At 37.5% G+C, this 15,132-nt stretch carries 8 protein-coding genes; 2 read left to right on the forward strand and 6 right to left on the reverse strand.

Features of this window, described 5'->3' with window-relative positions; genetic code table 11:
* Window positions 1-116 precede the first annotated feature (116 nt).
* The 6 genes from ACIEHO_RS15220 to kduI form a co-directional block, all read right to left on the reverse strand.
* Window positions 117-1,724, reverse strand: a complete 1,608-nt coding sequence (locus ACIEHO_RS15220; RefSeq protein ID WP_406973278.1) for a UxaA family hydrolase — start codon at window positions 1,722-1,724, stop codon at window positions 117-119.
* Window positions 1,725-1,756: 32 nt separating this feature from the next.
* A complete protein-coding gene (locus tag ACIEHO_RS15225) occupies window positions 1,757-3,202 on the reverse strand; it encodes a tagaturonate reductase (RefSeq protein ID WP_406973280.1) in 1,446 nt (481 codons plus the stop codon).
* Between the two features lie 74 nt (window positions 3,203-3,276).
* Window positions 3,277-4,578 carry an MFS transporter gene (locus ACIEHO_RS15230; protein ID WP_406973282.1) on the reverse strand — a complete coding sequence of 434 codons (1,302 nt, stop codon included), beginning with the start codon at window positions 4,576-4,578 and terminating at the stop codon, window positions 3,277-3,279.
* A gap of 75 nt (window positions 4,579-4,653) precedes the next feature.
* Window positions 4,654-6,057 carry a glucuronate isomerase gene (uxaC, locus tag ACIEHO_RS15235; protein ID WP_406973284.1) on the reverse strand — a complete coding sequence of 468 codons (1,404 nt, stop codon included), beginning with the start codon at window positions 6,055-6,057 and terminating at the stop codon, window positions 4,654-4,656.
* Window positions 6,058-6,078: 21 nt separating this feature from the next.
* On the reverse strand, window positions 6,079-6,873 hold the full coding sequence (locus ACIEHO_RS15240) for a gluconate 5-dehydrogenase (RefSeq protein WP_406973286.1): 795 nt from the start codon (window positions 6,871-6,873) through the stop codon (window positions 6,079-6,081).
* A gap of 4 nt (window positions 6,874-6,877) precedes the next feature.
* Window positions 6,878-7,717 (reverse strand): 5-dehydro-4-deoxy-D-glucuronate isomerase, encoded by an 840-nt coding sequence (kduI, locus tag ACIEHO_RS15245; protein WP_406973288.1) that lies wholly within the window; start codon window positions 7,715-7,717, stop codon window positions 6,878-6,880.
* 501 nt (window positions 7,718-8,218) lie between these two features.
* On the opposite strand from kduI, the gene ACIEHO_RS15250 reads away from it, so the two are divergent.
* Window positions 8,219-11,770: a PQQ-dependent sugar dehydrogenase gene (locus ACIEHO_RS15250; RefSeq protein ID WP_406973290.1), complete on the forward strand. Its 3,552-nt coding sequence runs from the start codon at window positions 8,219-8,221 to the stop codon at window positions 11,768-11,770.
* Between the two features lie 210 nt (window positions 11,771-11,980).
* A partial coding sequence (locus ACIEHO_RS15255) for a PQQ-dependent sugar dehydrogenase (RefSeq protein WP_406973292.1) occupies window positions 11,981-15,132 on the forward strand: 3,152 nt, incomplete at its 3' end.

Genomic DNA, 15,132 nt, shown 5'->3' on the forward strand with positions numbered 1-15,132 from the left:
AAACTCAAAAGAAAAATATACAAATCAAAAAAGCTGAACAATGTTACCATTGTTCAGCTTTAATTTATAAATTTAATGCTTTAATAATCTGTATCGGTTATTTAGGACTAGACAATTTAAAGTGAAACACCCCGCCTCCACGGAATAAAATCATTCTGATTTAATAGTTTCGCTTTTGTTTGTATTCTTCCACTGGCCACTTCAATTATAAAATCAAGCATTTCTTCCGCCATCTCTTCAATTGTTTTTTCGCCACGAATTACCGCTCCAGTTTCAATATCAATGATATCAGACATTTTTTCCTTTAGCTCGGTATTTGAAGACACTTTTATAATCGGTGCTATTGGATTTCCAGTAGGCGTACCCAAGCCAGTCGTAAACAATACCACATTGGCTCCAGACCCCACAAGGCCTGTTGTACTTTCAACATCGTTACCTGGTGTACATAATAAGTTTAAACCTGGCTCATGGATGTACTCGCCATAATCCAAAACACTTACTACAGGTGAAGTCCCTCCTTTTTTTGCTGCTCCAGCCGATTTCATGGCATCGGTAATCAAGCCATCTTTAATGTTTCCTGGTGACGGGTTCATATCAAAACCAGAACCAGCATCAACAACCGATTTTTCATAAGCTTTCATCAATTCTAAAAACTTCACTCCGTCTTCATCGTCAACGCAACGGTTTACCAATTCTTGCTCAACCCCACATAATTCTGGGAATTCAGCTAAAACGGCTGTTCCTTTTAAGGCAACCAGTAAATCGGAAACTGCCCCTAAAGTTGGATTAGCAGAAATACCTGAAAAACCATCAGATCCACCACATTCTAAACCTACTCTTAATTTAGACAAAGGTGCTGGCTTGCGTTGAATATCATTAGCCTTTTTCATTGCCAAAAAAGAATCCTTAACAATGGCCGATAACATTTCATCTACCGTTCCCATTTGTTGCTGTTCGTAAATTAAAACAGGTTTGTTCAAATTAGAATTAATAGCATCAAGCGCTTCTTTAAAAACGCTAATCTGTAAATTTTGACATCCTAAACTCAATACTGTTGCTCCTGCTACATTAGGGTTATTCACATAACCCGCCAATAACTTTGCCAAACTTTCTGAGTCTTGGCGAATACCTCCACAACCACCTGGATGCGTAATAAACTTAACATCTAAATTATCAAAAACATCAGTAGATTCTTCTACAACCTCAACTTCATCTCCCCCACTCACCAAAGAGCGAAGTAACATTTGATGCGGATTTGCTTTTTTCTTTAAAAGTTCCTTTTCAAATATCTCTTTGAGCTTTTCAATATTTCGGTTTTCACAGAATACTAATGGAAAAAACAACCAAACATTTTCAGTTCCTACTTGTCCATCTTCTCTGTGGTAACCCATAAAAGTTCTATCTGTCCACTTTTCTACATTCGGCGGTGTCCAGCTAAAAGATTCTGTTTTACCAAAAACCTTTTCGCTTTGATGCTTTACATTACTAACGGTTAACACATCTCCTTTTTCAATCACCCCATTGGCCGATCCTACCAATACGCCGTACATAATAATTCTGTCTCCAGATTCAAATTTTTCCAAAGCTATTTTGTGCTTTGATTTGACATCTGAAAGAATCTTAATGTCTTCACCTTCAAAAGGTATTACATCTCCTGCCTTCAAGTTCACCAAGGCAACAGCAACGTTGTCTGACGAGTTTACTTTTATAAGTTTCTTTTGCATCCTGTTAATTGGATTAATCTTTAATTCTTTTGTTAATATGTCTTGCTGAAATTTGCAAAACCTTCTTCTATTCCATTAGCTTCAATTTCTTTTAAAGCTAAGGCTACGGCATTGGTTAAATCTTTAACTTTTGTTAAATCTTGTCCCCAATATTCTTCTATGCTTAAAGCCCCTTGTGCTACTTTTTCAAAATCGTTCGACGCCCAAATTTTTGCAAAGCTGGAAACAATATCTTCACTATCCTGAACTGGTAAGCTTTCGCCATTCCAAGTGCCTTTGTAGAATCTTAACAAGCAAGCAAAAGCAAATGTTAAGTTAGTTGGCAATTTACCATTAACATCAACATAGCCCAACAAGCTTGGTAATACTCTTACTTTGAACTTAGAAATGGAGTTTAAGGCTATACTCGATAAGTTATGAATAATAAATGGATTTCTAAAACGGTCGAATATTTCGTCTGCGAAACTATTCAACTCATCACGGTCCATATCTAAAGTATCGATGATTTCGCTAAAAACAGCTTCATTGATAAACTTACCAGTGAAATCATTATCTACCGATTGCTTTACTGTTTTATTTCCGTAAAGTAACGAAAACGGAACCATAGCTGTATGCGCACCATTTAATATGCGTACTTTTCTAGTACGGTATGGTTGCATATCCTCAACTATTTTAACATCTAAATCAGTCTTATCAAATGGCAGCTTTGCTTTTAGCTCGGCTCCACCTTCAATAACCCATAATAAGAATACCTCTGCTGCAACAATTAAGTTATCTTCATAGCTTAACTCTGCATTGTAAGCTTCAATATCATCTTTCGGGTAACCTGGTACAATTCTATCTACCAAAGTACTGTGGAAAGCATTATGCTCTAACAACCACGATTTAAAATCTTCACCCAAATTCCAATCTGAAACATATTTTAAAATGATTTCTTTTAGTGTTTCAGAATTATGGTTAATAAGCTCACATGGAATGATAGTTAATCCTTTGCTTGCGTCACCATTAAAATGCGTAAACCTTTCATGTAAAAGCAACGTTAATTTAGCTGGAAATGAACTTGGTGGTTGCATATCTGCTTTATCTGAAGCTACATAGGCAATACCAGCCTCAGTGGTATTAGAAATGATAAATTCCAAAGACTCTTCTCTCGCCAAACTTAAATAATCACTGAAATTAGCATAAGGATCTACTCCTTTCACAATGTTATCAATCAATTCAACCTTTTGGATTTCTTTTCCTTTTTTCACCCCTTTCATGAAAAGAGTGTACAAACCATCTTGATCGTTTAGCATCTTCACCAAACCTCTATCTATGGGCTGTACAACGGCTATACCAGCATTGAAATCTGCTTTCTTGTTCAGTTCCTGAAAAGCATAACCTATAAAAGCTCTTAGGAAATTACCCTCGCCAAATTGAACTATTTTAATAGGACGTTTATCTTCTAGCCCTAAATTTGCTCTATTTAATTTTTTCATTTTTGTTATACTCAATTTATTTTACGGCTACATTGCGTAAAATAACCAATGTAGCCGTAATATGTTATTCTTTTTTATTCCTCAATTAAGTTAAGGTTTTCGTCTAACGGTGTCATTTTAGGCATTAATAAATGTACTAATCCTAAGATGATTAAATAACAAGAACCGGCTACTAAAAACGCCCAAAAATATCCTGTGTTTCCAGCCTGATCCAAAACAGAGCCCAACAAGGCATCTGCAATGATACCAGCTACAGCTCCAAGCATTCCTCCAATACCAACAACAGAAGCTGTTGCTTTTTTAGGGAATACATCAGATGCTAAAGTAAATATATTAGCAGACCATGCTTGGTGTCCTGCTGCACCCAAACCAATTAGGAAAATGGCTAACCACTTGTTATCGGTAACAGCTACTATAGCGACAGGTAAAATAATTAAAGCACATATTAATAAGGTAATCTTTCTTGCTTTGTTTACAGACCATCCTTTTCTCATAAATACACCGGACAAGTAACCTCCTAATATACTTCCTCCATCAGCCATAATGTAGATTACAAAGAATGGCAATGCAATATCATGGATATCTACACCAAAAGTATCATGCAAAAATTTTGCTCCCCAAAATAGGTAGAACCACCATACGGCATCGGTAACTTTTGCTAAACCAAAAGCCCAAGTTTGGCGTTTACCAAGAACGCTTTTCCATGGCAATTTATCTTCAGACTCTGCTTTACCTGAATCACTATTAATATAAGCTAACTCTTCTTTTGAAACACCAGGGTGAACCTCTGGTTTCTTATAAGTTCTTATCCATAAAAACACCCACAGTGCACTTAATGCTCCTGTTATTAAAAAGGGAATCTGCCAGTTTTTACCATCTTCGTGTACAATCCAACCAACAACAAAAGGTGCCGCAATGGCTCCTACACTAGTTGCGGCATTAAAAAGACCTGTTGCAAATGCACGGTCCTTTTTAGGAAACCACTCGGCTGTTGTTTTAATAGCTGCAGGAAAGTTTCCCGATTCACCAAAACCAAGACCAAATCTGGCCGCGGCAAATCCAATAACACTAAATCCTGGACGTACTGCAGCGTGAAGCATTCCGAAGAAACTCCAAAGACCAATTGATAAAATATATCCCTTTTTTGTTCCCAAACGGTCTATTAAACCACCCATTGAAAGCATACCTAAAGCATAGGCTACTTTAAATGATATCATAATATTGGCATAATCACTGTTGGTCCATCCAAATAATTTTTCAAGAGTTGGAGCCATTACCCCAATAATACTTCTATCAAAATAGTTGATGGTTGTAGCAAACATAAGTAGTGCTAAAATCCTGTAACGATAGTTTCCTATCTTTTTTGTTTCACTCATAATTAATTTAGTTTAGTTGGCATTAACCAATTTTATGAAAGCAATAAAAAATTGCTTCATAGAATCAATGCTTTTTTAAAAATCGAAATATTTTTTGGCGTTGTTATAACTAATATCTGCAACCATTTTCCCTATCCATTCCATCTCTTCTTTTGGCAATTCCCCTCGTTGGATTTCATCACCTAAAAGATTACAAAGAATTCTACGAAAATACTCGTGCCTTGGGAACGATAGGAAGCTTCTCGAGTCCGTCAACATACCAACAAAACAACTGATAAGCCCCATGTTTGAAAGTGCATTCATTTGTTTTGTCATCCCGTCTTTTTGGTCTAAAAACCACCAACCAGAACCGAGTTGAACTTTTCCTCTTACACTACCATCGTTAAAGTTTCCAATCATAGTAGCCATAACTTCGTTATCAGCTGGGTTAAGATTGTAAATAATGGTTTTTGTTAATTTATCTTTACTATCCAAAGCATTTAAAAATGCCGATAGCTTTTGCGCTTGCGGATAATCACCAATAGAATCCCAGCCCGTATCCGGACCTAGAATTCTGTGCATACGCGCATTATTATTTCTTAAAGCCCCTAAGTGAAATTGCTGAACCCAACCAAATTCATGGTAAGTTTCACATAAGTATACTAAAACGGCGCTTTGGAATTTCAATGCCTCTTCATTCGAAATGTCTTTACCAGATAGTTTCTTTTGAAGAACTGCATTTACTTCACTCTCGGTATAATTTTCAAAATAAATTTGGTCTAAGCCATGGTCGCATAATCTACAACCGTTATCGTGGAAAAACTGAATTCGGTTTCTCAATGCATCACATAAATCTGAAAAGGAATTTACTGTTACTCCCGAAGCCTTTCCTAATGCCTCCAAATAATCAGTATATCCATCAGCCGAAATCAATATGGCTTTATCTGGTCTAAAAGCCGTGCTTACTTTTATACCAAAATCTTCATTTGCCATTTTCTGATGATACTCTAAAGTATCGATAGGATCTTCAGTAGTACATACCAACTCGGCATTTACCTTTTTTAATAAGCCTCTACAGCTGTATCCATCAGAGTTTAATTTTTCTTGGGTGATATCCCACACCTTTTCAGCGGTTTTCTCACTCAATAAATCGGTTATTCCAAAGTATCTCGCCAATTCTAAATGCGTCCAGTGATATAATGGGTTACGCATGGTATAAGGCACTGTCTTTGCCCAGTTTAAAAACTTATCCTTGTCTGAACCATCGCCAGTAATAAATTTTTCATTGACACCTAAAGTTCTCATGGCGCGCCACTTGTAATGGTCGCCATTAATCCAAACGTTAGTGATGTTATTGAACGTTTTGTCCTCTGCGATTTGCTGAGGCGGTAAGTGGTTGTGATAATCTATTATTGGTTGATTTTTGGAATAATTGTGATAGAGCTCTTCAGCGTATTTATTTTCCAGCAAAAAGTTATCGTGAATAAATGTCTTGCTCATTTTATTATTTATTAGTTTGGTTTAATCTTCGTTTGCAGGCTTACCTATGGTTGCCAATATTCCCCCATCGACATATACAATCTGTCCGCTGACAAAATCGCTGGCTTTTGATGACAAGAATATAGCTGCTCCCTGTAAATCATCAGGGTCTCCCCAACGACCTGCAGGCGTTCTGCCTACAATAAAATCATTAAAAGGATGACCATCAACCCTAATTGGAGCAGTTTGGCTCGTAGCAAAATAACCTGGCCCAATACCATTTACTTGCACATTGTGTTTAGACCATTCTGTTGCCATATTACGGGTAAGCATTTTTAGCCCTCCTTTTGCTGCTGCATAAGCTCCCACAGTATTTCTTCCTAATTCACTCATCATAGAGCAAATATTTATAATCTTACCGCCACCACGTTCTATCATACCTTTAACGATATGTTTTGACATGATAAAAGGACTGACCAAATCTACTTTTAAAACTTGCTCGAAATCTTCAACCTCCATATCCTCTAAAGGCGTTCGCTTAATGATACCAGCGTTGTTCACTAGAATATCGATAGGGCCAACCTCCTTTTCAATTTTAGCGACATTTTCAATAACTTTAGCTTCGTTGGTCACATCAAACAGATAACCATGTGCCTCACAACCTTCCGTTTTGTACTCGGCAACGGCATTGTCTAATTTTTCTTGAGAAGAAGCCCCATTAATCACTAAAGTGGCTCCTGCTTTACCAAGCCCCATAGCCATAGCCATTCCTAAGCCATGTGTTCCTCCTGTTATTAAAGCAACTTTTCCTGATAAATCAAATAATTTTATAGACATGATTTTATCTCAATTCATTAATTTTACAAACATCCATATCGCCATAGTCTAGGTTTTCTCCTGCCATACCCCAGATAAAACTGTAGTTACTAGTACCTGAACCTGAGTGAATTGACCATGGTGGTGAAATTACAGCCTCGTTGTTAGCCATCCAAATGTGACGTGTCTCTGTTGGCTCTCCCATGAAGTGACAAACAGCTTGATCTTCTGGAACTTCAAAATAGAAATAAACTTCCATTCTTCTATCATGAACGTGAGCAGGCATCGTATTCCAGCTACTTCCTGTTTTTATAGATGTCATACCCATTTGCAATTGGCAAACGTCTACAACACTGTTTACTATGTATTTTCTAAGTGTACGTGCATTGGCTGTTTCCGGAGAACCTAATTCAATGGTCTCAACATCTTCCTTTCCAATTTTCTTGTTAGGATAAGCTTTGTGCGCTGGTGTTGAATTGATATAAAACTGGGCAGGCTGGTCGGCCGACTTGCTTGAAAACACAACGTCTTTATTTCCCTGGCCCAAATACAAGGCCTCTTTGTTACCTATATCATAGGAGGTTCCATCAACCGTTATGGTCCCGGAGCCACCGATATTAATGATTCCCATTTCTCTTCTTTCAAGAAAGAAAGAAGCCTTTAAGGGGTCTATTGCCTCTAATTTCACATTTGCCTTAACAGGAATAACTCCTGCTACCATAAATCTATCGTAATGCGTGTAAACCCATTTTATACCATCTTCCTTAAACAAATTTTGAATTAAAAATTCGTCACGTAGTTGCTGTGTATCATATTTCTTTACTGCTTCTGGACTTGAAGCATAACGCATACTGTAGTTTTTCATAATTAAAATTGTTTATATATTTTGATAGTGTAATCGATTACGCAAAAATAAGGAATTAAGTTGAAATATAAATTTTTTTCGCGGTAATCTTGCTTTTTTATCTTAAAAAATTCATATCTCACAGCAATTAGTTTAAATACTCAACCGGATTACCATTGTGTTAGACGTATCCAATTTTAAATAATACGGTTTAACCCAAAAAATAAGTGATACTTAATATCATTTTTTAGGGTATCGAATATACAGGATATTTTTCAGTTTTTCATTCTACCAACGTAACTTTTTCTTAATCAAGAAAAAATCTATTCTTTTAAAAACCTAAAAATGCTTTAGCAAAACCCTTAAAGTCATTTTGAAAAAATTTTAAGCATTAAACTTTTGACTTTTTTAAAAATTCTGATTGTTAACAACTTTTTAATATAAAATAGTAAAACCAAAAAAAATAATTTCATTAAGTCTCTATTTTTATGTCCATAAATAACCCTTTAACAGAAAACTCTAATGAATGTAAATCAACCAACCAAAAAATCCTCACCTCCCTTTATATTAATAGGCTTGCTGCTAATATTATTCAACATGCAAGTTTTTGCGCAAGGCACGTTGAGCGTTTCTGGAAATGGCAACACAATCTCCAATGGAGCTTCTTCTGCTTCCATTTCGAATAATACAGATTTTGGTAATGTAGAAATAGGAACCAATAACAGCAATGTTTTTGTTCTTGATAATACCGAAAATGGTGGCAACCCAAGACTAAGACTAAACAACATTTCAGTTTCTATTTCTGGATCACCTGACTTCAGCCCTGTTAATACAAATCTTGGAGATTTAAAAGGGAATGATAATCCCATTAATCATTCCATTAATTTTACTCCAAGTTCTAATGGCACTAAAACAGCAACAGTTACAGTTAATTTTTCTAATGGAACGAATGCCCCATATACATTTACAATACAAGGAACAGGAATAGAGCCTACTCCCGAAATTAATGTAAAAGAGAGCAATGACTCTTCAATTAGCAGTGGCGGTAATTTCGACTTTGGCACTATAGCTCCAAATTCGAGTGCTTCAGAAACCTTTTCAATTGAAAATACAGGAAATGCCTCTACTATATTGAACTTGACTGGAAATCCCATAGTGTCTTTATCGGGTGATAGTGAGTTTTCAATTGTTTCTCAACCCAGCTCAAGTAGTGTTTCTGGAGGAAATAGTGAATCCTTTATTGTCAATTACAATCCGCTTTCTTTGGGAACCCACAATGCAACCCTAAATATTTTAAATGATGACAATAATGAAAATCCTTATGTAATTTCGTTAAATGGTACTGCAGCAGATATTACCTATACTCCTGTTACAAGTGGTCCAGATTGGAACGTAATAAATATTACCCCGGACAATGAGTTAAATTATCCTAACACCATCGTTTATGGGCCTGACAATTATTTATGGGTTACAGAGCGCGTAGGGAAACAAGTTGTAAAGGTTGACCCTATTAATGGTGGAACAAAAACAGTTATGCTAGATTTAACAGGTGTAGTTTACCAAACAGCTGGACAAGATGGACTCATGGGAATGGCAATTCACCCAGATTTATATAGCGATATCGACACTTCCAACAATCTGGTTTATCTAGCCTACACTTACGATTCAGGAGGAAGAAAACTCAGGATTGAAAGTTATAGATATATTGCTGCAACGGGTGTATTGGATAGCGCAAGTGCCACAACAATTCTTGAAGGTTTTGATGCCAGCAATGACCATAATTCGGGCAAACTTCAAATTGGACCGGACCTGAAACTATATTATACTGCTGGAGACCAAGGTTATAATCAATTTCAAAATGCCTGCCAAGAAATAAGGGCGCAATATTTACCAACTAGCCCAACTGATTACTCGGACTATAAAGGCAAAATATTACGATTGAACTTAGATGGTTCCATTCCTTCAGACAACCCTATTTTGAATAGTGTACAAAGCCATGTGTACACCTATGGCCATAGAAACCCACAAGGCATTGTTTTTGGTTCTAATGGAACTTTATATTCTTCCGAACATGGACCGAAAGTTGATGATGAATTAAACATTATAACAGCGGGAAAAAACTATGGTTGGCCAGAAATTGCAGGCTACTATGACAATTTAGGTTATGCCTATTGTAACTGGTCAAGCTCTGGCACCTGTAACCCAGCAGATTTTAGTGATCACAACTGCGCGTCGGGAGTAACACCAATATCCGAATTCACGTCTGGACAGCCAGTTGATTTTCAAGCACCCATAGGCACATACAACAGTACTTCCGGAACCGAACCCTCTGGTGGGTGGCTAACATGGCCAACAGTTGGACCTTCTAGTATTGACATATATGAATCTCATGCTATTCCTGGGTGGAACCAGTCATTATTAATTCCAACGTTAAAGCGTGGAACCATTTTTAGAGCTAAATTGAGCGCAACAGGAAATGCCCTTGAAAGCCAAACTTATGAAGAGTTTCATTCATCAAACGACCGTTATAGAGATATATGCATTTCTCCAGATGGCACCACGATTTATGCAATAACCGATAACACCGGAGGTACCTCTGGGCCTTCTGGAACAACTAGCGTTTCAATTGAGAACCCAGGTGTTATTGTAAAAATACAGTACACTAATTGTATCGATGATGATGGAGATGGTGTATGTAATGCAGATGACATTTGTCCTGGTTTTGATGACACTGCTGATACCGATATCGATGGCGTAGTTGATTGTATCGATCAAGAAATTTCTTCTCCATGCCCAACAGATGTTGACGTTAATGGCGTATCAAATGACAATGACAGTGATGGTATAGCCAATTGTTTAGATATTTGTGATGGATTTGATGATAATCTCGATTCTGATGGTGACAGTATTCCAGACGGTTGCGACTCCTGTAATGGATTTGATGACAACATCGATACTGATGGTGATGGTATTGCAGATGGTTGTGACCCATGTAATGATTTGGTAGATATTGATGGCGATGGAGTTAGCGATTGTATTGACTCAGAGATACCTTCTCCATGCCCTTCAGATGTTGATTCAAATGGCATATCAAATGATAATGATAGTGATGGTGTCGCCGATTGCTTAGATATTTGTAATGGCTTTGATGACAACGTCGATACTGACGGTGACAGCATTCCAGACGGTTGCGACTCCTGTAATGGATTTGACGACAACATCGATACTGACGGTGATGGTATTCCAGATGGTTGTGATTCCTGTAACGATTTGGTAGATATTGATGGCGATGGAGTTAGCGATTGTATTGACTTAGAGATACCTTCTCCATGCCCCTTAGATGTCGACGCTAATGGAGTATCAAATGATGATGATGATGACGGTATACCAAATTGTTTAGACGAAACCTGTACAGCAAATACGACTACATTTATCTTAAACCCTTTAACACATTTGGGATCTGGAGCGAGTACTACTTCTATATTAGGTTTATCTTCAGATAGTCAAGATGTATCATTTACCATTAATGGTATCGATGCAGTTGAAAATGGAAAACCAAGCAATAGGTATATTGACCAAGTAGATGTGTCTTATGTCGACGGTAGCGGTCTAAACCAATCTGCTGGAACATTTCTTGGAAATACTACTGGCAGTGCCTCAATTAATATTTCAGGGACAGTACAATCTGTTACAGTAACTCTAAGCGATGCATATGACGGTAGTACCGATTCAACAATGAGTATTAATTTTAGTACCGTTGACTTCTGTGAATTTATCTCAGCAGGAGCAAAAACTGCTTACGGTTCTAAACAAACTGCTAGCACTTTAATTGAATCAACTTTGAAGATTTATCCAAATCCAGCTTCATCCAATTTATTTATTGATAATGACGGCAGAGAAAAGGCAAATAAATTGTTTATGTATAATGTTACCGGCCAATTGATAAATTCAACAATATTAAAAACGGGTACTCAGAAAATTGATATTTCTAATCTATCAAAAGGGCTATACCTAATTAAAATTTTAGACGAAAGTAAAAATACCATTAAAATAAAACGTGTAATTATTAATTAAAAAAATAGATTCCTTGTTTAAAAAAGCGCCAACATTATTAATAATGTTGGCGCTTTTTTATTTAACAATATTAATTAAGTCTTACAAAAAAAATACACTTTATCGTATTTTTTTGCGCTTCATGGATGTTTTAATAAAATTTATTCTATATTTGCGGCGTAAATTAGCTTTATCAACCTATTAAATTCTCTTTTAAAATATTAGTCTCTCATGAAAAAAACACTACTAAACCTTTTTGAAGTACGCTTCGTAACCCTTGTATCCTTTTTACTTTTCAACGTCTTAATCTATGCCCAAGAAATTACGATACTCGGCAACAATCAACCTATATCTGATGAAGCTACAGGTACATCTCTAAATGATTTTACAAATTTTGATGGAAATACAACCAGAACTTTTACTATAGACAACAGTCAAAATTCTGGAAATACAACCTTAACCGTTAATAGTATCATATTGTCTAATGACACCGACTTTAGCATTACGTCAAATCCAGCACCAATTGGAATCACTAAAAACGGAGCAAACCCAACGTTTACCATTACCTTTAATGCTCTTTCAGCAGGAACTTTTAGCTCTACAGTTATCATAGACAGTGATGCTACTAATGATGGCGGTGATAATTTATTTACATTCACTGTTTCCGCAGACAATACCCCTGAAATAGAAATTGAAGACAGCAACAATATCATCATTGCTAACGGAGGATCTTTTGACTTTGGAACTATAACACCAGGTGCTATAGCCACTGAAAATTTTTCTATTAACAATACGGCTGATGTAAGTTCAATATTAACCTTAGAAGGCATAAACCCCGATTATGTGACCATCTCTGGAGATTCAGAATTTAGTATTACTACACAACCTAGCTCTAATACCATATCAGGTCAAGCAAGTGAATCCTTTACAATTTCATATAACCCCTTAGCGGTTGGAGGACCTCATAACGCCACCATAAGTATCGACAACGATGACCCTGATGACAACGAAGACCCCTATATATTTACTGTACAAGGTTTAAGTGATAATATTGTATATACCCCAACAACTGATGGGCCTGATTGGACAGTAACTAACATAACTCCAGATGAAACATTGGCTTATCCTTACGAAATAACCTATGGACCAGATGGTTTTTTATGGATAACAGAAAGACGACCTAGGAACGCCATGCCAGGAAAAAGTGTAGTTAGAGTAGACCCGTCAAATGGAACAAAAACAACTATGATTGATCTTTCAAGTGTAGTCTACCAATCTGCAGGACAAGATGGCTTAATGGGAATGGCCATTCATCCTGACCTCTATACAGATATTACCACAACCACCAATAATTATGTGTTTGTGGCTTACACCTACTCTACAAATGGATCGGATAGTGGTAGACAACTAAGAATTGCCAGATTATTATACGATAATTCTAATAGTACCCTATCTCCAGACACGTCTTTAGATGCTAATGGAACCATTATAGAAGGATTGCCAGCAAGTAATGACCACAATTCTGGACGTTTAGCAATTGGGCCAGACTTAAAATTATATTACACTATTGGCGACCAAGGTGCCAACCAGTTTGCAAATGCCTGTAATGAAATAAGAGCACAATATTTACCAACAAGTATAGGAGACTATTCAGATTATAAGGGAAAAATATTACGCTTAGAATTGGATGGGTCAATTCCTTCTACCAACCCAACATTAGGTGGTTTTCAAACACATATTTATACCTATGGACATAGAAATGCACAAGGAATTATTTTTGGATCTGATGGAAAATTATACTCTTCTGAACACGGTGCTAAAGTAGATGACGAATTAAACCTAATCACTGCTGGAAAAAATTATGGATGGCCATTAATAGCGGGTTATTATGATAATCTGTCTTACCAGTATTGTAACTGGTCTAGTTCTGGAACCTGTGACCCTAATAATTTTAGCGATCATAATTGTGCTTCTGGTGTTACTCCAACCCCCGAATTCACCTCAGGACAACCAGCTGATTTTCAAGAGCCTATTGGCACATATAATAGTACGACCGGAACAGATCCTTTAGGAGGATGGTTAACATGGCCTACGGTTGCACCTTCTAGTATAGATATTTACGAAGCCGGATTAATTCCTAATTGGAACAAATCATTACTTATAACAACACTAAAACGCGGCACATTATTTAGAGCAAAGCTTAATGCATCGGCAGATGCTTTAGAAAGCCAAGTCTATGAAGAATTTCATTCGTCGAATGATCGCTATCGAGATATTGCTATGGATCCAGATGGTATCACCATGTATATAGTAACTGACAATTCAGGAGGTACTTCAGGACCTTCTGGAACAAGCGGTGTAACCATTGAAAACCCTGGTGTTGTTATAAAAATTCAATATACTGGATCAACAAGTTCAAACTGGTATGCCGATACCGACAATGACAACTATGGTGATATTAACGATTTAGTAACTGCAGCATCACAACCTTCTGGTTATGTAAGTAACAGTGATGATTGTGATGATAACGATGCTAATGAGTTCCCAGGGCAGACTTGGTACCTCGATGCCGATGCCGATGGCTATAGCGAAGGCTCTTCAACAGTGGCCTGCAGCAGACCTGCGAATTATTATACGGCCAGTGAACTGACCGCTACTTCTGGGGATTGTGATGACAGTAATGCGATCATAAACAGCCCGATAACCTATTACGTTGATGCGGACGGTGATGGCTTTGGGTCTACCGCAACGGCCGATCTCTGTGAAACATCGGCACCTGCCGGATACAGTACAAACAATACCGATTGTAACGATACCAATGCAGCGATCAACTCGCCGATTACCTATTACGTTGATGCCGACGGTGATGGCTTTGGTTCAACCTCTACGGCCGATCTTTGTGCTACATCAGCGCCTGCCGGGTACAGTGACAACGATACCGATTGTGACGATGCCAATGCAGCGATCAACTCGCCGATTACCTATTATATAGATGCGGATGGTGATGGCTTTGGTTCAACCACAACGGCCAATCTGTGTGCTACATCGGCGCCTCCCGGGTACAGTGACAACAATACCGATTGTGACGATGCCAATGCAGCGATCAACTCGCCGATTACCTATTATATAGATGCGGACGGTGATGGCTTTGGTTCAACCTCTACGGCCGATCTTTGTGCTACATCGGCACCTGCCGGGTACAGTGACAACAATACCGATTGTGATGATGCCAATGCAGCGATCAACTCGCCAATTACCTATTATATAGATGCCGACGGCGATGGCTTTGGGTCTACCGCAACGGCAGATCTTTGTGCTACATCAGCGCCTGCCGGGTACAGTGACAACAATACCGATTGTGACGATGCCAATGCAGCGATCAA

It is taken from the genome of Flavisericum labens (genome assembly GCF_045446075.1).
In the GTDB taxonomy this organism is placed as follows: domain Bacteria; phylum Bacteroidota; class Bacteroidia; order Flavobacteriales; family Flavobacteriaceae; genus Flavisericum; species Flavisericum labens.

Bases quoted from the DNA above. Each gene is read 5' to 3' on its own strand.
- ACIEHO_RS15240 (WP_406973286.1), bottom strand. From the start codon at position 6,873: ATGTCTATAAAATTATTTGATTTATCAGGAAAAGTTGCTTTAATAACA.
- ACIEHO_RS15220 (WP_406973278.1), bottom strand. From the start codon at position 1,724: ATGCAAAAGAAACTTATAAAAGTAAACTCGTCAGACAACGTTGCTGTT.
- uxaC (WP_406973284.1), bottom strand. From the start codon at position 6,057: ATGAGCAAGACATTTATTCACGATAACTTTTTGCTGGAAAATAAATAC.
- kduI (WP_406973288.1), bottom strand. From the start codon at position 7,717: ATGAAAAACTACAGTATGCGTTATGCTTCAAGTCCAGAAGCAGTAAAG.
- ACIEHO_RS15225 (WP_406973280.1), bottom strand. From the start codon at position 3,202: ATGAAAAAATTAAATAGAGCAAATTTAGGGCTAGAAGATAAACGTCCT.
- ACIEHO_RS15250 (WP_406973290.1), top strand. From the start codon at position 8,219: ATGAATGTAAATCAACCAACCAAAAAATCCTCACCTCCCTTTATATTA.
- ACIEHO_RS15230 (WP_406973282.1), bottom strand. From the start codon at position 4,578: ATGAGTGAAACAAAAAAGATAGGAAACTATCGTTACAGGATTTTAGCA.